Annotated in this window: 17 protein-coding genes; 9 read left to right on the top strand and 8 right to left on the bottom strand. The window is 60.6% G+C overall.

All coding sequences use genetic code 11. From position 1 onward, the window contains the following. Positions 1 to 32: 32 nt before the first annotated feature. Positions 33 to 1,136 (bottom strand): ABC transporter substrate-binding protein, encoded by a 1,104-nt coding sequence (locus tag ACQK2G_RS16645; RefSeq protein WP_425406161.1) that lies wholly within the window; start codon positions 1,134 to 1,136, stop codon positions 33 to 35. A gap of 116 nt (positions 1,137 to 1,252) precedes the next feature. Here ACQK2G_RS16645 and ACQK2G_RS16640 point away from each other — a divergent pair, with 116 nt between their 5' ends. Then, positions 1,253 to 1,870, top strand: coding sequence for a TetR/AcrR family transcriptional regulator (locus ACQK2G_RS16640; protein ID WP_425406160.1), 618 nt, complete (start codon positions 1,253 to 1,255; stop codon positions 1,868 to 1,870). A 5-nt stretch (positions 1,871 to 1,875) separates the two neighbouring features. Here the strand turns inward: ACQK2G_RS16640 and ACQK2G_RS16635 are convergent, their stop codons facing one another. The 3 genes from ACQK2G_RS16635 to ACQK2G_RS16625 all read right to left on the bottom strand — a co-directional run bounded on the left by ACQK2G_RS16635 (position 1,876) and on the right by ACQK2G_RS16625 (position 5,401). Then, complete coding sequence (locus tag ACQK2G_RS16635) at positions 1,876 to 3,408, bottom strand: PAS domain-containing sensor histidine kinase (protein WP_425406159.1); 1,533 nt, start codon at positions 3,406 to 3,408, stop codon at positions 1,876 to 1,878. 95 nt (positions 3,409 to 3,503) lie between these two features. Further along, on the bottom strand, positions 3,504 to 4,115 hold the full coding sequence (locus tag ACQK2G_RS16630; protein ID WP_425406158.1) for a pyridoxamine 5'-phosphate oxidase family protein: 612 nt from the start codon (positions 4,113 to 4,115) through the stop codon (positions 3,504 to 3,506). 26 nt (positions 4,116 to 4,141) lie between these two features. Then, positions 4,142 to 5,401, bottom strand: a complete 1,260-nt coding sequence (locus ACQK2G_RS16625) for a Zn-dependent hydrolase (protein WP_425406157.1) — start codon at positions 5,399 to 5,401, stop codon at positions 4,142 to 4,144. 160 nt (positions 5,402 to 5,561) lie between these two features. On the opposite strand from ACQK2G_RS16625, the gene ACQK2G_RS16620 reads away from it, so the two are divergent. Then, positions 5,562 to 6,797, top strand: coding sequence for an alpha/beta hydrolase (locus ACQK2G_RS16620; protein ID WP_425406156.1), 1,236 nt, complete (start codon positions 5,562 to 5,564; stop codon positions 6,795 to 6,797). A gap of 29 nt (positions 6,798 to 6,826) precedes the next feature. Here the strand turns inward: ACQK2G_RS16620 and ACQK2G_RS16615 are convergent, their stop codons facing one another. Continuing rightward, the gene (locus ACQK2G_RS16615; RefSeq protein WP_425406155.1) at positions 6,827 to 7,798 is read right to left on the bottom strand and encodes an aldo/keto reductase; all 972 of its coding nucleotides are present in this window, start codon (positions 7,796 to 7,798) and stop codon (positions 6,827 to 6,829) included. A gap of 43 nt (positions 7,799 to 7,841) precedes the next feature. Continuing rightward, on the bottom strand, positions 7,842 to 9,179 hold the full coding sequence (locus ACQK2G_RS16610; protein WP_425406154.1) for an amidase: 1,338 nt from the start codon (positions 9,177 to 9,179) through the stop codon (positions 7,842 to 7,844). Positions 9,180 to 9,380: 201 nt separating this feature from the next. On the opposite strand from ACQK2G_RS16610, the gene ACQK2G_RS16605 reads away from it, so the two are divergent. The 6 genes from ACQK2G_RS16605 to ACQK2G_RS16580 all read left to right on the top strand — a co-directional run bounded on the left by ACQK2G_RS16605 (position 9,381) and on the right by ACQK2G_RS16580 (position 15,531). Continuing rightward, a complete protein-coding gene (locus tag ACQK2G_RS16605; protein WP_425406153.1) occupies positions 9,381 to 10,286 on the top strand; it encodes a DMT family transporter in 906 nt (301 codons plus the stop codon). 147 nt (positions 10,287 to 10,433) lie between these two features. After that, positions 10,434 to 11,417 carry a TRAP transporter substrate-binding protein gene (locus ACQK2G_RS16600; protein WP_425406152.1) on the top strand — a complete coding sequence of 328 codons (984 nt, stop codon included), beginning with the start codon at positions 10,434 to 10,436 and terminating at the stop codon, positions 11,415 to 11,417. Between the two features lie 76 nt (positions 11,418 to 11,493). Then, complete coding sequence (locus ACQK2G_RS16595; protein ID WP_425406151.1) at positions 11,494 to 12,018, top strand: TRAP transporter small permease; 525 nt, start codon at positions 11,494 to 11,496, stop codon at positions 12,016 to 12,018. After that, on the top strand, positions 12,005 to 13,309 hold the full coding sequence (locus ACQK2G_RS16590) for a TRAP transporter large permease (protein WP_425406150.1): 1,305 nt from the start codon (positions 12,005 to 12,007) through the stop codon (positions 13,307 to 13,309). Before ACQK2G_RS16595 ends, ACQK2G_RS16590 begins: the two co-directional genes overlap by 14 nt. Positions 13,310 to 13,415: 106 nt before the next feature. Continuing rightward, positions 13,416 to 14,348 (top strand): 3-keto-5-aminohexanoate cleavage protein, encoded by a 933-nt coding sequence (locus tag ACQK2G_RS16585; RefSeq protein WP_425406149.1) that lies wholly within the window; start codon positions 13,416 to 13,418, stop codon positions 14,346 to 14,348. Between the two features lie 64 nt (positions 14,349 to 14,412). Beyond that, a complete protein-coding gene (locus ACQK2G_RS16580) occupies positions 14,413 to 15,531 on the top strand; it encodes an NAD(P)/FAD-dependent oxidoreductase (protein ID WP_425406148.1) in 1,119 nt (372 codons plus the stop codon). Here the strand turns inward: ACQK2G_RS16580 and ACQK2G_RS16575 are convergent. Continuing rightward, positions 15,528 to 16,706 carry a YeeE/YedE family protein gene (locus ACQK2G_RS16575; RefSeq protein WP_425406147.1) on the bottom strand — a complete coding sequence of 393 codons (1,179 nt, stop codon included), beginning with the start codon at positions 16,704 to 16,706 and terminating at the stop codon, positions 15,528 to 15,530. The genes ACQK2G_RS16580 and ACQK2G_RS16575 overlap by 4 nt on opposite strands. A 162-nt stretch (positions 16,707 to 16,868) precedes the next feature. Next, positions 16,869 to 20,555: a PAS domain-containing protein gene (locus ACQK2G_RS16570; RefSeq protein WP_425406146.1), complete on the bottom strand. Its 3,687-nt coding sequence runs from the start codon at positions 20,553 to 20,555 to the stop codon at positions 16,869 to 16,871. Positions 20,556 to 20,661: 106 nt separating this feature from the next. Here ACQK2G_RS16570 and ACQK2G_RS16565 point away from each other — a divergent pair, with 106 nt between their 5' ends. Beyond that, positions 20,662 to 21,402: a GNAT family N-acetyltransferase gene (locus ACQK2G_RS16565; protein WP_425406145.1), complete on the top strand. Its 741-nt coding sequence runs from the start codon at positions 20,662 to 20,664 to the stop codon at positions 21,400 to 21,402. The last annotated feature ends 31 nt before the right edge of the window (positions 21,403 to 21,433 follow it).

Raw genomic sequence — 21,433 nt, 5'->3', positions numbered from 1 at the left:
CCATGCCGTGTCGTTTACGGTGTCGTGCAGGTTTAGTGCTGCAGGAACTCCGTCCACACGTCCAGCATCTGGCCGTCCAGCTCCGCATCCGGAATGAAGTAGCGATGCGAATTGGCCAGGAAGCCTTCCTGCTCGTCCCAGCGCAGCGCCGCGCGCTGCTGTTCGGTCAGGTGGTCGCGGGCCTTGGCATTGGCCGGCATCCCCCAGAAGCAGGAGGAGGTCGCGAGACGCGCCTGGCCTTCCGGGCTCATGACGTATTTCACGAATTCGATGGCGAGATCCTTGTTCTTGGAGGTCTCGAAAACCGCCAGCGACTGGCTCCACAGCATTCCGCCCTGGTCCGGCAGGACCCAGTCCAGTTCCGGCTGTTCCGCCGACAGGACGGAGACCGCCCATTCGCCGCCGCCGATCAGGATATCCGCTTCGCCGACCGCCAGCGCGGTGGAGGAGGCGACGACATCGCCGACCATGACGGAGTTTTCCTTCAGCTTGAACAGTTCCTCCTTCATCGCCGGCAGGATGTCGGCGGTGATGTCGGAGGGTTTCACGCCCATCTTCAGGGCGACAAGATCCATCAGCGGGATGTAGTAGTCATAGACTGCGATCCGGCCCTTGTATTTGTCGGACCACAGGGTCGACAGGTCGCGCATGTCGGCGGGGTCGACCTTTTCCTTGTTGTAGCTGATGACGTTGTAGCCGAACTTTTCCATGATGGCGTACATCTTGCCGTCGCGGAAGGTCATGTCCTTCATCTGCACCGCGCCGAAGACGTCGTCCAACGGCATCTGGTCCTGCGGCAGTTCGGCCAGCAGGCCGGATTCAGCGACGCGCGGCACGTCGACGCCGTCAAGGACGAAGACGTCCCAATCGCCCGGCTGAGACTGTTCGACGATGGCGAGCGCGGCGCCCGTACCTTCGTACTCCTTGAGGTTCACCTTGACGCCGAACTTCTCTTCGAACGGCTGGATCAGCGCCGGGTCGGTATGGTCGCACCAGACCAGCGCGTTCAATTCCTCAGCTGCCTGGCCGCTCGTCGCGCCCAGTGTCAGCGCCAGCGGAAGGCCCAGGGCCGCGCGCCGAACCGCGGCGGACAGGGTCCCCAGAATGTGGTCGTATCCCAAATGACCGTGTTTCATCTCAGTCTCCCAAATGTTCCCTATCGGATTCAGCCCACCCATTTTTTGGTTCTTGGAAAAATGAACCCATTCATTTTTTTATGACTCCGATCCTGAAATGAGTCAAACTGATCGACATGACAGGATTGAGAGAACGAAAAAAGGCCGACAGGGAGCGCCGGATCATCGAAGCGGCGGCGGATCAATTCCGCACCGTGGGCTATGAGGAAACCAAGATCGAGACCATCGCGCGTGCCGCCGGGGTGTCGGTCGGGACGGTGTATAACTACTTCGAGAACAAGTCGGACCTGCTGCTGACGCTGGTGACCTTGCATGACCGGTTCGTCGAGCGCGAAATCGAGGAACTGATCTGCAACCCGCCGGCAAACCTGGTCGACGGTGTCTGCGGCGTGTTCTTCGCCATGACCTCGCATTCCCTGAACCATCTGGGCAAGGAGAACTGGCGCAATCTGTTCGGTCTCTCCATCCTGCAGCGGCAGACCGTATTGGGGAAAAGGTTCGCGACCTTCAACGACCGCCTGCGAACCCGCGTCATCCGAATGCTGAACGTCCTGCAGGAACAAGGCGTGCTGAAGGGCGGCTGCGATACCGAGAAACTGGGCGGTATTCTGTTCCGGATTGAGACCATGCACTACATCGAGCTGGCCTCGAGAGAACGGATGACTTTCGCCGAATATCAGGCGGCGGTGCGGGCGGATATGGACTTCGTGCTGAAACCCTATGCGGCCGGGTGAGGCGATCAGTCCCGTCTGTATCGGGGCAGCGTGATCGTCACCGTAGTTCCCTCACCGAGTGTACTTTCGATCAGCATCCGGCCCTTCATCAGTTTTACCAGTGAATGGGTAATGGTGAGGCCCAGGCCGGTTCCCTTCTGCGCCGTGTCGGCAGGATCCTCCAGGGTCACGAAAGGCTGGCCGATCGATGGCAACAGTTTTTCCGGGATGCCGATGCCGTTATCCGACACGCTCAAAGAAACCTCCGTGGCCGTGACATCGGCCGTCAGGGATACCTTCCCACCTTCGTGGGAGAATTTTATGGCATTGGACAGCAGATTGAGCAGGCATTGATGCAGGCGGCGCGGATCGGCCAGAAGGGTCTCCGCGCCATCCGCTTCCAATTCAAGCTCCACCGGTTTTTGCAGCGCCATCGGCCGGACGACCTCAATCGCCGTTTCCAACGCACGGGCGGTATCCACCGGTTCGATGTCCACCTTCATCGCGTCGCTCTCGATCCGGGACAGATCGAGGACGTCGTTGATGAGGTCCAATAGATGATTGCCGCTCTCATGGATGTCGGACGCGTATTCGACGATCTTCTCGGGCGGCATCCCGTCCCCGGCGAGTTTCCGGATCAGGTCCGAGAAGCCTAGAATGGCGTTCAAGGGGGTGCGCAGCTCATGGCTCATATGGGCCAGGAAACGCGCTTTGGCACGATCTGCCTGTTCCGCTGTGTGCAGCGCCTTGCGAAGCTTCCGCTCCGCCACCTTCTTCTCGGTGATGTCGCGAACCGTGCCCTCGTAGAACAACGGCGTTCCATTGTCGTCGCGGACGATATAGGCGTTTTCGGAAATCCAGATTCGTTTCCGGGTCTTGTGGGTATAGATTTCCGATTCGAAATTCTCGACAAAACCATGCTCGTCCAGCAACCGTTTGAACTCGGCCCGCCGGTTCGGGTCGACATACCATTCCACGCCGATATCCTGGACCGACGCCAATTGTTCCTCTTCGGACTCGTAACCGTTCAATCGGACAAGGGCCGGGTTGGCCATCAATTGCCGACCGTCCAGTGAGGAACGATAAATCCCCTCATGCGCCCGCTCGACAAATCGTCGGAAGTCGAGCTCGGCGGCTTCCAACTTCCTGGTCGCTTCGACGTAGGATGTCACATCGGTGATCGACCCGACGAAACCGGAAACCTCCCCGGTGGGGTCGCGGATGACAGAGAAATTCTCGCTGACCCAGAGCGTGCTGCCGTCACGCCGTCTCGCCTTGAAGAGGTAATCGGAAACCTGTTGTTCCCTGAGGCCGCGTTGACGGGAGGACTCTCGATCCTCCGGGTTCTCGAAAATATCCTGAACCGTCAGGCCGATTTTCAGGCACTCTTCGGGGGTCCCGTAACCCAGCATCTCGGCGAAATGGCGGTTCACGAACTCATAGCGCCCGCTGAAATCGATCGCGTAAAGACCGACGCCTGCTTGCTCGACCATGTCGCGCAATCTGGAATCGATGCCGGCAAAGATCATTGATGCGGAGGTCCCGCTTTTCGCCACCATACCGTATCCGATCAGGGGTTAATCCAATACGCGTCCAATGCCGACGCCAGTCAGAATTTTTTGTGCGGCGTCCGGCGGTTATCTATTGGAACCAGTCAGTATAATATTTTGCGATACCTGGCTACCATGTCCGACTGGGATTCGGTCGGTCCACTGAGCCCGGCCTGGTCCTGAATCATCTGGGCGATCGAAGGTAGTTCTCCCCGCTCGATCTGTGCGTCGGCCTCCCACAAGCGCGCCCGCATCAAGGCCTTGGCGCAATGCAGATAGGCCTCCTTGACCTGGATGCGCAGAACGGATTTCGGCAGTTTCGAACCGACGGCGAAGCGACCGGTCAGGGCCTCGTCGATGCGGATCTCCGCGACACCATGGACTCGCAAGGTCTCGTCCACGCCCGGTATCAGGAAGATTACGCTGATCGCAGGGTCGGCCAGGATGTTCTCAAGATTGTCCAAACGATTGTTTCCCGGCCAATCGGGCAGAAGAAGCGTTTCGTCACCTTCGACATGGATGAAGCCCGGGTCACCCCCGCGCGGGGAGATATCAATCAGTCCGTCTTGCCCCTTCGTTGACAGTACAAGGAATGGGGAAAGAGAGATGAATTTCCGGCAATGCGGATCCAGGCGGGTCAGTTGCTTGTCCACGGCAAGCCCCTTGGCAGCCGGATAGAGCGCACGCAGTTGTTCAACGGTTTCGATTTTCGACATCTTTGTTCGCCTTTCGTCAATCCGGACTAGTCGGGCTGGTTATGGCCGCCGCGACGCCAACCGGCCGATTCCAGCATCGCGTGGTAAAGCACGTTGCAGCCGGCTGCCAAATCCTCGGGCGTAGCGTTCTCCACTTCGTTGTGGCTGATACCGTCTTCACACGGGGTGAAAATCATTGCCGTCGGGGCGCGCCGTGCGACGTAGACGGCGTCATGGCCGGCGCCCGAGACGATCGGCTGCGTTTGATAGCCATGAAGTTCCGCGCCCTGGCGAACCAGCGTCACGAGCTTTTCGTCGAACGGCGTCGGGGCAAAATACCAGAAATCGACGACATCGACCGCGACATCGCTTTCCGCCGCGACCTGCGCGCAAAACGCCTTCAGGGCCGCGTCCATCTTGCTCAATTCCCGGTCGTCGGGGTGGCGCAGGTCGGTCGTCAGGAACACCTCGCCGGGAATGACGTTCCGGGAATTCGGTTTCGATTGGATGAAGCCGACGGTGGCACAGGCGCCCGGTTGATGCTCGTGCCCAATCTCATTGACCCGCTGGATGATTTTCGACGCCGCGACCAGGGCATCCTTGCGGATTGCCATCGGCGTTGGCCCGGCATGGGCCTCCATCCCCGTCACGGTGATCTCGTGCCAGCGCTGCCCCTGGGCCCCGGTGACGACGCCGACCGGCAGTCCGGCGGCTTCCAGGATCGGCCCCTGTTCGATATGCGCCTCGAAATAGGCTTTCATCGCATGGTCCGACGGATCGTCGTTGCCAGCATAGCCGATGCGCTGCAATTCATCCCCGAACCGCTTTCCGTCGATGTCGCGCTTGTCCAGAATCTCTTCAAGCGTGAAGGCGCCGCCATAGACCCCCGATCCCATCATGGCGGGTGAAAACCGGCTTCCTTCCTCATTCGTCCAGACAGCGACCTCGATCGGCGCGTCGGTCTCGATGCCTTGATCGTTCAGACTGCGCACGACTTCCAGCCCGGCGAGCACACCGTAGACCCCGTCGAACTTGCCGCCGGTGGGCTGGCTGTCCAAATGGCTGCCCGTGACCACCGGATCTGCATTGGGGTCCCGCCCCGGGCGGCGCGCGAAGATGTTGCCGACCTGATCGACCCGGATCGACATGCCTGCGTCGCGGCACCATTCAACGAACAGGTCGCGGCCCGCCTTGTCGATATCGGTCAAGGCCAGGCGGCAGACACCGCCTTTCGGCGTTGCGCCATGTTGCGCCATTTCCATAAGACTTTGCCAAAGACGGTCGCTGTTGACGGTCGGTGCACTCATACTGCCATCTCCCATTCCCGGTTGGCCTTCATCGCCTTGACGATGCTGACGATACCGGTACCCCAAATCGGAACAAATGCTGGACTCTGACGTCCGTTAATGGCGTCACTATACCGGTTTCGGACCGCTCGCAAAGACGGGCGTTTGCAAAGGGGGAAGCATGCAGTTCATTCAAGTCGAAACGGCGCCCGACCTCGACGATCAGAACGTTCCTGCGGGGACGCGTTTGGTCGTGACGGATCAGTTTAACGCCGGGGACGGACCGACGGACGATCCGGTGACCGCCTTTCGGCTGGCTTTGACACGGGCTGCCGGCGCCATGATGGCGGAGGGCGCGATGCCGCCGCATTTGAGTCGGATGATTCTTTGCCTGCCCGATATCGGCGTGCTGCAGAACCGCTTGATCGATTACGATCTGGCGTTCCGCGAAACCTTAGCCGGGAATTTCCCTGAAATTTCGGTGGTCGTGGATGCCAGCCTGAAGGGCCCCGAGGTCGCGCTCTCCGCGGTGGTTCCGCCTGCCGGCGATCCGGATGCGAAGGTTTACGGCGATTTCACCCAGGCCGAGGTCAATTTTCAGTACAGCCCGCGGGCGCAGGCACCGGATCATGAGAAGTATTTCGAACTGTGGCGTGTTTCGGGGCCGGCCTATCAGAAGAACCGCAGGGCGGAAGTCTGGTTCGGGGAAACGCCGGGGCAGAGTTTCGATCTCTTCATGCCGGAAGGGGTGGCCAACCCTCCGCTTCACCTGTTCATCCATGGCGGATACTGGCAGGCGCTGGACAAACGCAACCATGCGCATATGGCGGACGCCATGTTGAAGGCGGGCATTGCCGTCGCGATGGTCAATTACGACCTGATGCCCGAAGTGGACTTGGCGGAAATCATCCGGCAATGCCGCGCGGCGGTTGCCCGCGCGCATGATGTCGCCGGCGATTACGGCTATGACCGGAACCGGATGACCGTTTCAGGGCATAGCGCCGGCGGGCATCTGTCAGGGGCGCTCGCCTGCACGGATTGGACGGAATTCCGGGAAGACCTGCCGGCCGATCTGCTGAAGGGATCGGTGCCGATTTCCGGGCTATTTGATCTGGAGCCCTTGTCCAAAACCGGCATGCAGCGTGTGTTCCGGTTTACGGCCGAGGATATAGCCGTGCTGAGTCCGATCAACATGACGCCGGCCGTCAAGATCCCGGTAATTCTCTCCGTCGGCGGCCTGGAAAGCCCCGAATTCCATCGCCAGAGCGCCCTATTCGCCGAGCATATGCGCCGTCACGGCTGCCAAGTCTCCGAAGCGGTGATGGAAGGACATCACCACTTCTCGATCGTCGAGGCGCTCACCGACCCGGCGGCGCCTCTGACCTCGGCGATCATTCAATTGGCGAAGACCTGCTGAGCCGCATTGCCCGGCAAGATGCGCGACGCCTATTTCGCTTCTTCCAGGCGATCCGTCGCGGGCGGCGGCGTGCGGGTCAAGGCGCACATCTCCGCATAAAGGTCGGGCGTCATATCGACCTCGATGGATTTCAGGGACGGTTCCAACTGTTCCAGACTGCGTCCGCCGATGATCGGGCAGGTGACCGCGGGGTTTGCCGCGACCCAGGCGACGGCGAGCGACACCGGGTGAATGCCCTTCTCCGCGGCAAAGGCCGAAAACGCCTCCGCCGTCTCGAAGACCCAATCCTCGCCATAACGGGCCGTGTAGGATTTGTTGGTGACGAGCCGTCCGTCGCCCGGTCGGTTCTGCTTGGTATATTTCCCACTCAACAACCCGCCGCCGATCGGTGAATAGGTGATGACGCCCAGGCCCTCCTCGGCGGCGAGGGGAAGGATTTCGCTCTCCACTTGCCGTTTCACCAGGGAATACATCGGCTGGATCACGTCGAACCGGGCCCATCCGCGACGTTCGGAAATGCCGAGTCCCTTGGCGATCTGCCAGGCGGCGTAATTGCTGGCGCCGATATGGATGACCTTGCCGCTGGAAACGAGCGATTCCAGCGCGCGCAGCGTTTCCTCAAGCGGGACGCTCGGGTCCCAGCGGTGCATGAACAAGACGTCCAACCGGTCGGTTCCCAACCGTTTCAGGCTGGCTTCGACTGCGCGGACGATATGACGGCGGTTGGACCCGCCGCCATTCACGTCGTCGGCCATCTTGCCCCAGCATTTCGAGGTGATCACCAATTCGTCGCGCGACCCCGCCATGAACTTGCCCAGCAGACGTTCGGCCGTGCCGTTGGAATAGACGTCGGCACAGTCGAAGAAATTTATGCCGCTGTCCCGGCAGGCCTTGAACATGCGCAGGGATTGTTCCTCATCAGCGTCCCCGCCGAACGACATCGTGCCGAAGCACAATTCCGATACCTTCAGGCCCGTCCGGCCAAGAAACTTGTATTCCATTTTCGTTGCTCTCCCTGTTCGATTATCCGCGATGCGCCGATTCTTATGCCTTGCCGTTGCGTTCCACCCAACGGGATACGGCCAGTGTCGCTGCGTCCCCCCCATAGGGGCCAATGACCTGTACGCCAAGCGGCATATCCTTCACCGCAAGAAGAGGCAATGATACGCAGGGAAAACCAAGATAAGTCCATAGGCCGTTGAAGATCGGATTACCCGTGGTCTCGAACCCGCGCGGCGCCGGCCCTGCGGCTGAAAGGGCGATGACGGCGTCGAACTTTTCGAACAGTGCCGCGAAGATTTGCTGCAGCTTTTCCCGCGCCAGCAAAGCTTTGACGTAGCTGTCCGCCGGAATGCGTGCCGCTTCGCCCATTCGTGCCTTCAGCATGTCGCTGATAAGGTCCGGACTGTCCTCCAGTAACGGCGCGTAATGCGCCAGGTCTTCCGCACCCATCACTGTTGCATGGAAGTTCAGGATCTGTCCGAACGGGGTGGGGGGGTCAACCTCGGTACAGGCGCTACCAAACGACGCGGTGAACGAGAGTATTGCTTCCTGAGCTTCCTCTTCGGCCTCTGGCCAGGCGGGCGTTTTGACAAAGGCGAGGCGCGGTTCCCGAGCGCGATCCTGTGCCAGTGCCGAGGACAGTCGGGGACGGCTTCCGCGGAAGCTGTATGCATCGGCGCGATCCGGTGCGGAAAGGACGTCCCCGATCAGGGCGAGATCATCGAGACAGCGGCCGTAAACCCCGACGGTATCCAGTGTGTGGGACTGCAACATGACGCCGGAACGCGGAATCATGCCGAGCGTCGGTTTGAGCCCATAAATCCCGTTGAAGGAGGCCGGCCTGATGACGGAGCCGCCTGTCTGTGTTCCAAGGGCCAACGTGACTTGATTGTCGGCGACGGCCGCCCCCGAACCGGCGGACGATCCGCCCGGCGAGTGGTTCAGGTTTCTCGGGTTTCTGGTCTTGGACGGCAGGATATTGGCGAACTCGGTTGTGACCGTCTTGCCCATGATGATCGCACCCGCGGCGCGCAAGGCGGCGACGCAGGCCGCGTCCAGGCTCGGCCGGCGTCCCGCGAAGGCGGGTGAGCCGTTCTCCGTCGGCATGTCATCGGTATCAATGATATCCTTGATGCCGACCGGCACGCCGTGCAGGGGAGCGGGTTCTTCGCCTCTTGCCTGCAAGCGTTCCAGCGCCGCGTCCGCATCCCGGGCCTGACCCATCGCGTGGTCGGGATCCAGATAGGCCCAGGCTCTGACATCCTCGTCCCGCTGCCCGACGCGCTCCAGGCAATCGGACATCAAGGCTTCCGCGGTGAACGCGCCTCTCGCGATGCCGGCGGCGGCGTCGACGGCGGTCAGTTCATTGAGCTTGCCCATCCCTGCGTTACCCTGTTTTGTTGTCCCGATTGACCCGCCGATTGACGCGCAAAACCCCGATGGAAAACTACCGGCCTGACCAGCCGGCTTGGAGTCCAATTATGGCATAGGTGTTTTGGCGCGACGGGGGAGTGCGCGGCGGGCCGTCGTCTGCGAAGAACGGGGAAGAGAATTCCCGGCCAGTGTGAAAGGGTCCCTGTTATGGAGAGGAAAGATCGCATCGATGCGCTCGGCGCGACGATTCTGGTGGGCTTTTCCTTTCTGATGGGCCTCAATCAGGTGACTATCAAACTGGTGAATGACGGATTTTCGCCGGTCTTTCAGGCCGGACTGAGGTCTGCTTGCGCCCTGGTGCCGGTTCTTTTGTTCGCGATTGTGATGCGCCGCCGCTTGACCATGCGGGACGGGTCGTTGGTTCCAGGACTGTTCAGCGGGACGCTCTTCGCGGTCGAATTCATGCTGCTTTTCACGGCGTTGGAATACACCGCCGTCTCCCGCGCGTCGGTCTTCATGTATACGATGCCGGTCTGGGTGGCGCTCGGTGCGCATTTTCTTATTCCCGGCGAACATCTCACGCCGCGGCGTGGGCTGGGCCTCGTCCTGGCCGTGCTGGGCGTCGGGGTCGCCTTGCTGGACGAACCGCCGAGTTGGACGCCGAACGCCTTTCTTGGCGATATGATGTGCCTCGCCGGCGCGATGTGCTGGGCCGGCATCGCATTGACGGCGCGGGCGACCAATCTGTCCCGGTCGTCGGCGGAGATGCAGTTGATCTATCAGCTTGTCGTCTCGGCGCCCGTTCTGCTGGCGGTCGCCCTGTTCATCGGTGGGCCGATCCGCGAGCCGACTAGCCTGACCTTCAGCCTGTTCGCCTTTCAGGTCATTGTTGTCGTCAGCATCGGATTCCTGAGCTGGTTCTGGATCCTCCGTATCTATCCCGCGTCCGATATGACCTCCTTCAGCTTCCTGGCGCCCTTGTTCGGGGTTCTGGCCAGTTGGGTCGTGCTCGGTGAGGAATTGTCACCCTCCATATTCATTGCACTGGGCATGGTCGGCGGCGGAATCGCGTTGATCAGCTGGCGGCGAAAACCTGCAATGGTGGCCTCCTAGTCACAACTCACTGACCGGGGAGTATGAATTCTTTGGCGTTTCTCCTGTAGACTCGCGGCGTTTTTTGCCGATGATTGATTACTGAGTTACCGTGGCAATAGTAGATAACCGATAGTCATAAAGCTGCGGATCTAACGGGAGGAAACAATGAAAAGTTTCAATATCTTAGGCTTGGGGTGCGCCTTCGCCCTGATGGCGGCCGTACCGGCCGGCGCGGAAACCACACTCGTCGGTGCGGTTCAATTCGACGAAAGCCATGCGTTCACGAAAGCGTTGCGCAAGTTCGAGCAGGAAGCGGCCGCTTGTTCCGGCGGTTCGCTCAAGTTCGACCTTCACTTGAATTCCGAACTTGGCCTGGAGAAGGACTACTTCGAGAACATGAGCCAGGGTATCGCAGTCGACTATGCGATCGTCAGCCCCTCGCACATGTCCACCTTTTCGCAAAAGGCGCCCTTGATGGACATGCCGTTCCTGTTCCGCGACCTGGATCATTGGAACAAGGTGATGGAAGCGGATGCACTGGCGCCGTTGGCCGCGGATGTTCTGAAGACCGCCAATGTGCGGCTGATCGGATATGCCGGCGGCGGAACCCGTCAGCTGATCGTAAACCGGCCGGTCACCAATATGGGTGAACTGGAAGGTCTGCCGATGCGTGTCATGGGCGCGCCGATCCAGACCCGGATTTTCGAGGCGATCAAGGCGCATCCGTCCGTTATCGCCTATTCGGAAGTCTACAACGCCATTCAGACCGGCGTGATCGACGCGGCGGAAAATGAAGCTGCCGGTATCGAGCAGATGAAGTTCTACGAAGTCGGGCCGCATATCGCGCTGACCGCCCATGCGATCACGGTACGTCCGCTCGGCTTCTCGAACGCCACGTTCGAGCGCCTGACCCCGGCGGAGCAGGAATGTATCCTGAAGGCCGGTAAGATCGGCGGTAAACTCGGCCGTGACATAGAGTCGGGTCAGGATGCTGCGAAATTGAAGGCCATGGAAGAAAAGGGCTGGCTGACCACCCATGTCTTCACCGAACGGGAAAAGCTTCTGGAATTGGCCGGACCGGTCAAGGAAGCCTATGCGGCGGAGCTTGGCGCGACCGATGTCCTGAAGGCCATCGAAGCGGTCCAATAATCGCACTTACGCAGGTCCGGCGGGGCGTCCAGGCGCCCTGCCGGACTTCTCTTTCCTCACCACACGGATCGAGTTCATGCGCAGCGTTCTGAACGCCTATTACAGCGTGCTCAAAATTATCCTGACGGTATTGATGGGGGTACTCATCGTGCCGGTCGCGATGCAGATCCTCAGCCGTTATACGGGGATCATTCCACGGTTCATCTGGACGGAGGAGATCGCCCGCTTCTGTTTCGTCTGGATCATTCTGATCGGCGCGATGATTGCCGTGCGTGACGGGACCCATTTCGATGTCGACGTCCTGCCGCACAGCCGCAATCCGGTCGTCGAGTTCTGTTTCAAGATCCTCTGTTACATCGCCATGTTCGCCGTGGCGGCGACCTTCGTCTATTACGGCCGGGACTTCGCCGTTCTCGGTTCCCGGCAGTTGTCGGAGATTTCCGGACTGCCGATGGTGACGATCTACATCGCCTGGCCAATCGCCGGGGTGACCTGGGTCGTGTTCCTGATCGAAAAGATCTACGACGCCGTCGTCGAATTCCGTACCGGGCGGCCGGGCCCGCAATTCAATGCCGCAGGGGATGATCATGGGGCCGGGTGAAGTTGCCGCAATTCTATTCGGTCTGTTCGGGATTCTCGTCCTGTTTCGCGTGCCCGTGGCCTTTGCCCTGGCCCTGGCTGTCGTGCCGGTCTTTTTTATCGAGGAACGCCTGACGCCGGTGCTGCTGCTGCGGGAGATGTTCAAGAGCTACAACGCCTTCGTCCTGCTCGCGGTGCCGTTCTTTCTGCTGGCCGCCAATTTGATGAATTCCGCCGGCATTACGGACCGTCTGGTCCGGTTGGCCCGGGCCATGGTCGGGCATCTGCCGGGCGGACTTGGTCATATCAATGTGGTCGTCAGCATGCTTTTCGCCGGTATCTCCGGCAGTTCGACGGCGGACGCTGCCGGGATCGGATCCCTGCTGATCCCGCAAATGAAGAAGCAGGGATACGACACCTCCTTCGCTGTCGCGATTACGGCGTGTTCAAGCGTCATGGGGGTGATCATTCCGCCCTCCATCCTGATGGTGGTCTGGGGCGGATTGATGTCGGTTTCGATCGGCGGCCTGTTCCTGGCCGGTGTCGTGCCGGGTATCTTGATCGCCGGTTCGCAGATGCTGACCGTCTACCTCTATGCGAAGCGCCGCGGCTATCCGGTCTACGACCGCTCGACATTCAGGGAACTGATGATAGCGGCAGGCAGCGCCTCGCTGGCGCTGATGACGCCGTTGATCATCGTCGGCGGTATCGTCGGCGGTTTCTTTACGCCGACGGAAGCGTCCGTCGTCGCCGTCATCTATTCGCTGCTGCTCGGCATTCTGATCTATCGGTCCGTCGAACTGACCCGGCTGCCGAAGATCCTATACGACAGCGCGCGTTTCGCGGCGATTTCCCTGTTTTGTATCGGAACCGCCTCGGCCTTCGGCTGGTGCCTCGCCTATTTCAAGATTCCGGCCGCCCTGGTCGCGCAGATCGAGTTGATGGGGCTGGGCATTATTGGCACCGGGGTGATGTGCGCACTCGCCTTCCTGCTGATCGGCATGTTCATCGACGCGATCCCCGCCATCATCATTCTCGGCACCGTATTGTATCCGGTGACGCAGCATGTCGGGATGCATCCGATCCACTTCGCCATCATCGGAGTGATCAGCCTTGCCTTCGGGCTGGTCACGCCGCCCTACGGCCTGTGTCTGTTGATCGCGGCGGCGATCGGCAAGATACGGTTGATCGACGCTTTGCGGGACGTCTGCATCATCCTGATGCCGATGCTTTTGGTCCTGGGAATCATCATTGTGTTTCCTGAGGTCATCATGGCGGTGCCGCGCCTGATTATGCCGAAATACGTGAACTAGGCCCTCGCTCCGATCTGCGCCCGGCGGTTGGAGCGCCGACTTGCCGACCGCCCTTGGGCGCGCCTATTCTGCCGCACCGACAAGCAACAGATTTCAGGGGGAAACCATGGCCAGCCGCAACAAGGTGATCATCACCTGTGCCGTCACCGGCTCGATCCACACACCGACGATGTCCGAACATCTGCCGATTACGCCGGATGAAATCGCCCAGCAGGCGATCGAGGCGGCCGAGGCCGGGGCTTCGATCCTGCACCTGCATGCGCGCATGCCGGAAGACGGCCGTCCGACCCAGGACCCGGACGTCTATATGAAATTCCTGCCGCGGATCAAACAGTCCACCAATGCTGTGGTGAACATCACCACGGGCGGCGGCCTGGGGATGAGTGTGGAGGAGCGGCTTGCGCCCTCCCTCGTCGCCGAGCCGGAAGTCTGCTCCCTCAACATGGGGTCGATGAATTTTGGTATCTTCCCGATGCTCGGGAAATACGACAAATGGAAGTATGACTGGGAACCGGAATATCTGGAAAACACCAAGGACTTCATTTTCAAGAACACGTTCAACGATATCGAGAGCATCCTGACGCGGATGGGCGAGAAGGGGACGCGGTTCGAGTTCGAATGCTACGATGTCGGCCATCTCTACACGCTTCGCCACTTCTTCGACCGCGGCCTGGTGAAGGCTCCCGTCTTTATTCAGTTCGTCATGGGCATCCTGGGCGGCATCGGGGCCGACACCGAAAACCTCGTCTTCCTGAAAAGGACGGCCGACAAACTGTTCGGCGACCAATACAAGTGGTCGATCCTGGGTGCCGGTCGGATGCAGATGCCCCTGGCCGCCGTGGCCGCCGGTATGGGCGGCAACGTCCGTGTCGGTCTGGAGGACAGCCTTTACATCGATCGCGGAAAATTGGCCGTCTCGAATGCGGAACAGGTCAAGAAGGTGCGCAGCATCATCGAAAGCCTGTCGCTGGAGGTTGCCGAGCCTGACGAGGCCCGGGAAATCTTGAGCTTGAAGGGCGGCGATACCGTCAAATTCTAAACCGGGCGGCGCCTGCCGGGAGGGGATTCCGGGTCGGCGCCGTTTATTTTTTGGGATGGGACAAATGACCGAAACCGCGGACATCCTGGTGATCGGCGCGGGAATTGCGGGTGCTTCTGCCGCGGCGCTGTTGGCCGAAGACCGCGATGTGATCCTGCTGGAAGCGGAGGACCGTCCCGGATACCACACGACCGGCCGTTCCGCCGCGACCTGGATTCAGTATTACGGGCCGCCTCAGGTCCGCGCGATGACCAGGGCAAGCTGGTCGTTTCTCAACGCGCCGCCGGAGGGGTTCTGCGACGGACCCTTGATGAAGCGGCGCGGCGAAATGCTGATTGGTGAAAAAGGGCAGGACGATCTGCTGCGGGCGGAGATTGACAATGCGCCGGGCATGCAATGGCTTTCCCCGGAAGAGGCCAAGGCTTTGATCCCGGCGTTGAAGGCGGATTTGATTGCCGGCGCGGCCTATGACGCCGATGCCCAGGATATCGATGTCGACATGCTGCATCAGGGCTATCTGCGTCTGTTCAAACGGCGGGGCGGGCGGCTGTTCTGCGACGCGCGGGTGACAGGTATCGAAAAGAGTGATGGCGGTTGGACCGTCACGGCGGGCGGGTCGACCTATCAGGCGCGAATTCTGGTCAATGCGGCCGGGGCGTGGGGCGACGTGGTCGCCGAACTGGCCGGGGTTAAACCCGTGGGCCTTGTGCCCAAGCGGCGGACGGCGGCCATGGTGACGATGGCGGGCGATCCGGATACCCGCGATTGGCCGCTTTGTGCCGCGGTGGATATGAGCTTCTATATTCGGCCGGACGGCGGGCGGTTGATGGTGTCGCCGGCTGACGAGACGCCGTCCGAACCCTGCGACGCCTTCGCGGACGACTACGACGTCGCGGTCGGTATCGATCGGATGCAGACCTTCACGGATTTGGAAGTGACCCGTGTCGAGAACAGCTGGGCCGGGTTGCGGACTTTTGCGCCTGATGGTGTCCTGGTGAACGGTTTCGATCCGGAGGATGAAGGGTTCTATTGGCTTGTGGGTCAAGGCGGTTACGGCATCCAGACCGCGCCTGCCATGGCCCAGTTCGCCGCCGCGGCGATCACCGGCAAATCGATGCCGCAGGAACATGTCGATGCCGGGGTCAATTCAGCCGAGATTTCGCCGGCCCGGTTCCGCGGCTAGAGCCTGAAAAATGGGCGAAGGCGCAGGCCGATGGCATTGCCGATCCCGGCACAGGCCAGCCATAGCAGGCCGTGCAGGCTGCCGGAAGCGGTGCCGCTGAAGAAGCTGCCGATATTGCAGCCAAAGGCCAGACGCGCGCCATAACCCAATAACAGGCCGCCGATGACCGCCGCCAGTGCGGGGCGCAGTCCGATCCGGAAGCTGGGTGCGAACTTGCCGGCTAGGCCCGCGGCGGCGAGCGCGCCGATCATGATGCCGAAGTTCATCAGCGAGGTCGTGTCGGTCAACAGGCTTTGAGCAAGAGCGCCGGGGCGACGCTGCCAATAGTCCCATTCTCCGACCGGCAGACCAATGGCGTCCGCGCCCTGCGCACCCCAAAGGGCGAAGGCGGAGGTGATGCCCCAAGGCCGTCCGGCCAGGGCCAGGGTCGCGTAGTTCAAAAGCGCCAGGGCGACGGCACCCCAGATCCAGGGCCAGGCGCCGCGCCACAAGGGGTGGCGAAGGTCATCGCCGTCCCGGTGATGGGAGACGAGCCGCCCATGTCGCCGCATTTCAACCCAGACAGAAAATGCGGCGATGGCGGCAAACAAGGTCAGGGCCATGGCAAGACCCTGCCAGGCACCGAAAAGCCGAATGACGGATATCGTGCCGAAGGATGGCAGGGTGAACCACCAGCCCAGATGATGCGTCGCGGCGACCGATCCGATGATGAAGAAAATCAGGGTTATGACCATGCGGCTGTTACCGCCGCCGACGGTAAACAAGGTCCCGCTGGCGCAGGCGCCGCCCAACTGCATGCCGATGCCGAACAGGAACGCCCCGATCGCGACCGACAAGCCGACCGGCGCGACAAAGCCGCCGACCCTATGGCCGAACAGTTCGCGTGCTTCGATCGCCGGGAAGAACAGCAGACAGGCGACGGCCAGCATCAGCATCTGGCCGCGCAGCCCGGCGCCCCTTCCATCCGACAGGAAGGCGCGCCAGCTTCCGGTGAACCCGAAACTGGCGGTATAAAGCGTGATACCCATCGCCAAGCCGACGGCAAAAAGTGCCGCCTTGCGCATGCCCTGTTCCGCTCCGACATCGATAAGGATCATTGCCGCCAAGGCGACCGCCAGCCCGATCGCGAAGCGGTTCTTGGTTTCCCTGGGCGCGACATCGGCCGTTATGGCCATCGGCAAGTTCCTCCACGCCAAATCTGTATACGATTTCGTCCTTTTGTTTTGCCGAAGCCGTTTCGAGCCGTCGAGGCAGCGGACCGTGACAACTGCTCACTTTCCCGCGATCTGCCTTGCCCCGCGATCTGCCTTGCCCCGCGATCTGTTTGGCCCGCGCGTCTATTCGGCCGCTCGCGGTGGGGGCGCGGGCGTGCGGGCCCCGGCATTCATGGTCGATTGCGGTGACCTGTTCCTGCGTGGGCGGGTATCCTGATCGGGGCCGCGATAACCCGTACACCGGCCGACCGCATCGAACAGCAGGTCGGGCAGCACGGGTTTCGCGACGAAATCATCCATTCCCGCCTGCAGGAACTGTTCCCGGCTTCCTCGCATCGCATTCGCGGTCACCCCGATAATCGGTGTATGACTGCCAGTTTCCCACTCGCTTTCCCGGATCAGTTTGGTGGCTGTCAGACCGTCGATGTCGGGCATTTGCACATCCATCAGGATCACGTCGAACCGCTTTTCCCGGTGTGCCTTCAATGCATCTCGGCCATTCTCCACGAGATGCACTTCATGGCCGGCTTTCACCAGGAACGCCTTGATCAGTTGCTGGTTGATCTCTCGGTCTTCAGCAATCAGGACCCGAAGCGTCCTGGCCGGAAGGCGCAGATACGCGGCCCCCTCGGTAATGTCCTGCGCCGCCGGGTTTGCCGAGCCGCGCTTCAAGGGGATCGAAAACCAGAAACGGCTTCCTTTCATGTAATCGCTTTCGAAGCCGATCTCCCCCTGCATCAGGGCGACGAGTTCGCGACAAATCGCCAAACCCAGCCCGGTCCCGCCGAATTGACGGGTCGTGGAACTATCGGCTTGGGAGAACTTTTCGAACAGGCGATGCTGTTGGTCCTTGTGCACGCCGATGCCGGTATCGGTGACCGTGAATTTGACATTCAGGCCATCACTTTCCCCAAACTCAATCTCGGCCGACAGGGTGACCGATCCGTTCCTGGTGAATTTCACCGCATTGCCGAGCAGATTGATGATGATTTGCCGGAGCCGTGTCGGGTCGCCGTGGACGATCCCCGGATCGTTCTCGATCGGCGGCCGGGCGAATTCCAAGCCCTTGGCGGCGGCGCGCGGGCCGAAGATCTTTTCCATGCTTTCCATCAATTCGCCCAGCGCGAAGTCGACTTCCTCGATCTCCACATGCCCCGCCTCGATCTTCGCCAGGTCGAGAAGGTCGTCGATCAAGGACAGCAGGGTCTCAGAGGATGTGGTTATTGCCTCCAGATAGTTCTTCTGCTCGTCACGCAGGTCGGTCGTGGCGAGAAGCTGGGCGCCGCCGATCACCCCGTTCATGGGGGTGCGGATCTCGTGGCTCATGTTCGCCAGGAAGTCAGACTTCGCCTTGTTCGCGGCTTCCGCCCTATCGCGTTCGGCGGCGTAGTCGGCGGCGAACTTCGTCATCTGTTCCGCTTGCCGTTCCAGTTCCAGGTTGGCTTGCGCCAACTCGCGAACCGATTCCTCCAGTTTCTGCTCCGCCGCCTTTCTGTCACTGATATCGTGGATCGACCCGGCCAGCCGCGTTGCTATTCCATCGGCCCGGCGTTCCGCCGACGCACGCACATGGACCCAGACTTCGCGATCCTTTCGGGCACTGATTTGTAGCTCGAAATTGAGCGGTTTGTTGTCGACGATATGCTCCCTGATCGCCGACAGAACCTGCTCAGCGTCCTTCGGGTCTATCTGGTCCAGGGCCACCTGCGTGGGTATCACGGCTTCATCGGTCTCGATGCCCAGGATTTCCCGGAACCGCGGCGTGGTGAACGCGGTGTCGTCACCCAGGTTCCAGATCCAAAGGCCCGCCGCTGATCCGCTGGTCGCAAGTTGGAAGCGTTCCTCGCTTTCGCGCAGGGCCTGCTCATTTTCCAGCCGGTCTGTAATATCGACTCCGGATGTCACATAGCCGATGACTTTGCCGTTTTCATCGAATTGCGGCGTATAGGTCCAGTCAATGTATTTGATCTTGGCGCCGTCCTTGTAGAATTGCGGCTTGCTTGTCCATTCCACGGCCTTCATCACGCCGTCGTCGTTCAGGATTCCAACAGTGTAGTTGAAGGTCTCGCCGGACATCGCGCGTTCGGCGATTTTCTTGACGATCTTGAAACGCTCGGCGGTCATCGTGACCGAGATTTTCCTGCCGCGCAGTTCGGTTTGGGAGAACCCCGAGAACTCAGCGAAAGCCGGGTTCACGAAACGGTATTGCAGATCCGCGTCGATGCTTGCGATCAGTGTCGGCGCGGTGTCGAGCACCAGGCTCAACATCGCCTCGCTCTCGCGGATCGCCGCCTCGCTCTTGACGCTGTCGATGACGTCCAATCCGACCAGCACGACCCCGGCCACCTTGCCGTTGGACCCCATATGCGGGGCCATGGACCAGTCCTCGCATCGCAGCTCGCCATTCGGATCGGTCCAGTCGATTCTGAGCCGTTCCTGGGAGCCGCTTATGAAGGCGCGAAGCAATCTGGCCTTCAAGGCGTCGTACTGGGCAAGGGGGATGACATCCTCGATCTTCTGGCCGATGACATCCGAATACAGGTTTCCGGAACTGTCCAGGAAGGCACGGTTTGCGAAGGTCAGCTTCTGCTGAAAATCGATATAGGCGATCTGTGTCGGGGTTGCCTCGGTCACCGTCCGCAACAGCGCTTCGCTCTCGCGCAATGCGCTTTCGGTTTTCAGTCGCGACGTAATGACATGGCCCGATGAAATGACGCCGACGACTTTGCCGTTCGACCCGAAATGCGGGGTCAATGTCCATTCGACCAGTTCTTCGTTGCCATCCTTGCCGATATGCCGGCCGATGTTGATACGGGTCTGTCCGGCAAAAGCGCGCCGGATATCGGGCAGTACGGCCTCGTAGCGCTCCCGACTGACGATTTCCGAGATATGCTTGCCTTCGGTTTCTTCCCGCGTGCTGTGGAAAAACTGCGCATAGGCACGGTTGCAGAAACGGAAGACGAGGTCAGTGTTGATATAGGTCAGCAGGTTTGGCGAGGAGTCGGTGACCAGACGCAACAGATCTTCGGTTCCGGCGAGTGCGGCGCTGGTTTCCGTGTTCTCTGTAATGTCTTCTGCGGCGACAATGATTCCGTCAGGCTCATCCCGTCCAAAGCGCAACGGCGTGGCGGTGGATCGCAGTAAAGGCCTTTTGCCGTCGACCTCGAAGTTCACTTCAAAGGTGACGGCGCCGTCCGATCGCACTGCGTCCAATATCGGTTTGACGATGAAATAGCGGTCCCGGCCGATGATGGTTTCCAGGCCGATCCCCGCCAAATCCTGATCATGCGGCAGGTTCCAGCGATCGCGGTAGGCAAGGTTTGCATCGATAAAGCGGTGTTGATGATCGAGGACGGCAATCATCGAATGCGAGGCATCAAGGGCCTGTTTCAGGACAGCGTTCAGTTTTCCCGAGGAATCAGCGAGCGCGACCGCTTTCGTGGGTTCCGACGGCGCGGCGGTCAACAGGGCGACCGGCCCCGCGGTATCCGCCAGGCGGGTTACGTGCAGGCTATGCGAAATGCCCGGTTTGTCGGTGGACCGGATCGCTTGATCAATGGAGCGGGAGTGACCGGTCTCGATACACTGGCGGACGGTCGCTTCCACATTGCCGTCCGGGATCAAATCGCGAAGGCCAATGCCTGTTTCCGGCGATTTGGCGAGCGGCAGCGCAGCGAAGGCGTCATTGTACCAAACAACGGCAGCGTTCCCATCCGCTTCGACGCGGATGACGCAAGACGGGTCCCTCGTCGCGGCCAAAATGGCCCTTAGCGAACCGTCGATACCGTGGAATGTTTCGACCTTGGACATGCTGGTCACTGTATCAGTTCTGCCCTGTGGGCAATTTGTAACAAGTGCCGGTCAAAAACGCTAACTCAGCGTGCTTGGGCGGTGTCGCAGCGGGAGGGACGCGTAAATGAGATCGATGACGCCGGAAGATGCGGCAAGCAGCCGGAACCGAAGGGCGCCGAACATCGACGACCTTTCATCCCTGCCGTCCGGCGTGCATCCCGGGCGGACCCGCCTTGCGGGCGATCATGTCGTGCTGGCGCCGTTGAATCCCCTGGAACAAGGGGCTCTGTTGCAGGAAGCGGTGCAGGACTCTCTGACGGTGGAAACGTCGTGGCGCTTCATGCCGCTGGTTCCGAGCGGAGATAAAGCGGGCACCATGGCCTGGCTGAGGCAATGCGCTGGATCCGCGGAGCCGTCCTTCTATGCCTTGCTCACGCCGGAAGGCGATGAAGCGGGTGGCATGGTCAGTTACCTCAACATCGTGCCGGCAAACGGATGCGTCGAACTGGGACATATCTGGTTCAGGCCAACCTGGCGCGGGTCGATCCGGACCACCGAAGCGATTTACCTGATGATGGTGCATGCATTCGATCGCCTCGGCTATCGGCGCGTCGAGTGGAAATGCGACGCGATGAACGCGCCGTCACGGTCGGCGGCTTTGCGTTTCGGTTTCCGTTTCGAAGGCGTATTCCTCAATCACATCATCATTCGTGGGCGAAATCGCGACACCGCTTGGTATTCGATCACGGCGGAGGAATGGCCGGCGGTGCGGCAGGCTTTTCAGTCGTGGCTTGCCCCCGAAAATTTCGATCCCGACGGCAAGCAGAAGCGGTCGCTTAGCGAATTGACGCGCGGCCTTTGGTAGGGAAACGGGTACTAGGAAAGCGGGGCGGGTA

The organism is Hwanghaeella sp. (assembly GCF_965227365.1).
In the GTDB taxonomy this organism is placed as follows: Bacteria; Pseudomonadota; Alphaproteobacteria; order UBA8366; family Aestuariispiraceae; genus Hwanghaeella.
Note: the sequence above shows the minus strand (reverse complement) of the source record. Positions and strands in the feature narration are given on the sequence as shown.

Excerpts from the sequence above, each read along its gene's own strand:
- ACQK2G_RS16645 (WP_425406161.1), bottom strand. The coding sequence starts at position 1,136 with ATGAAACACGGTCATTTGGGATACGACCACATTCTGGGGACCCTGTCC.
- ACQK2G_RS16640 (WP_425406160.1), top strand. The coding sequence starts at position 1,253 with ATGACAGGATTGAGAGAACGAAAAAAGGCCGACAGGGAGCGCCGGATC.
- ACQK2G_RS16635 (WP_425406159.1), bottom strand. The coding sequence starts at position 3,408 with ATGGTGGCGAAAAGCGGGACCTCCGCATCAATGATCTTTGCCGGCATC.
- ACQK2G_RS16630 (WP_425406158.1), bottom strand. The coding sequence starts at position 4,115 with ATGTCGAAAATCGAAACCGTTGAACAACTGCGTGCGCTCTATCCGGCT.
- ACQK2G_RS16625 (WP_425406157.1), bottom strand. The coding sequence starts at position 5,401 with ATGAGTGCACCGACCGTCAACAGCGACCGTCTTTGGCAAAGTCTTATG.
- ACQK2G_RS16620 (WP_425406156.1), top strand. The coding sequence starts at position 5,562 with ATGCAGTTCATTCAAGTCGAAACGGCGCCCGACCTCGACGATCAGAAC.
- ACQK2G_RS16615 (WP_425406155.1), bottom strand. The coding sequence starts at position 7,798 with ATGGAATACAAGTTTCTTGGCCGGACGGGCCTGAAGGTATCGGAATTG.
- ACQK2G_RS16610 (WP_425406154.1), bottom strand. The coding sequence starts at position 9,179 with ATGGGCAAGCTCAATGAACTGACCGCCGTCGACGCCGCCGCCGGCATC.
- ACQK2G_RS16605 (WP_425406153.1), top strand. The coding sequence starts at position 9,381 with ATGGAGAGGAAAGATCGCATCGATGCGCTCGGCGCGACGATTCTGGTG.
- ACQK2G_RS16600 (WP_425406152.1), top strand. The coding sequence starts at position 10,434 with ATGAAAAGTTTCAATATCTTAGGCTTGGGGTGCGCCTTCGCCCTGATG.
- ACQK2G_RS16595 (WP_425406151.1), top strand. The coding sequence starts at position 11,494 with ATGCGCAGCGTTCTGAACGCCTATTACAGCGTGCTCAAAATTATCCTG.
- ACQK2G_RS16590 (WP_425406150.1), top strand. The coding sequence starts at position 12,005 with ATGGGGCCGGGTGAAGTTGCCGCAATTCTATTCGGTCTGTTCGGGATT.
- ACQK2G_RS16585 (WP_425406149.1), top strand. The coding sequence starts at position 13,416 with ATGGCCAGCCGCAACAAGGTGATCATCACCTGTGCCGTCACCGGCTCG.
- ACQK2G_RS16580 (WP_425406148.1), top strand. The coding sequence starts at position 14,413 with ATGACCGAAACCGCGGACATCCTGGTGATCGGCGCGGGAATTGCGGGT.
- ACQK2G_RS16575 (WP_425406147.1), bottom strand. The coding sequence starts at position 16,706 with ATGGCCATAACGGCCGATGTCGCGCCCAGGGAAACCAAGAACCGCTTC.
- ACQK2G_RS16570 (WP_425406146.1), bottom strand. The coding sequence starts at position 20,555 with ATGTCCAAGGTCGAAACATTCCACGGTATCGACGGTTCGCTAAGGGCC.
- ACQK2G_RS16565 (WP_425406145.1), top strand. The coding sequence starts at position 20,662 with ATGAGATCGATGACGCCGGAAGATGCGGCAAGCAGCCGGAACCGAAGG.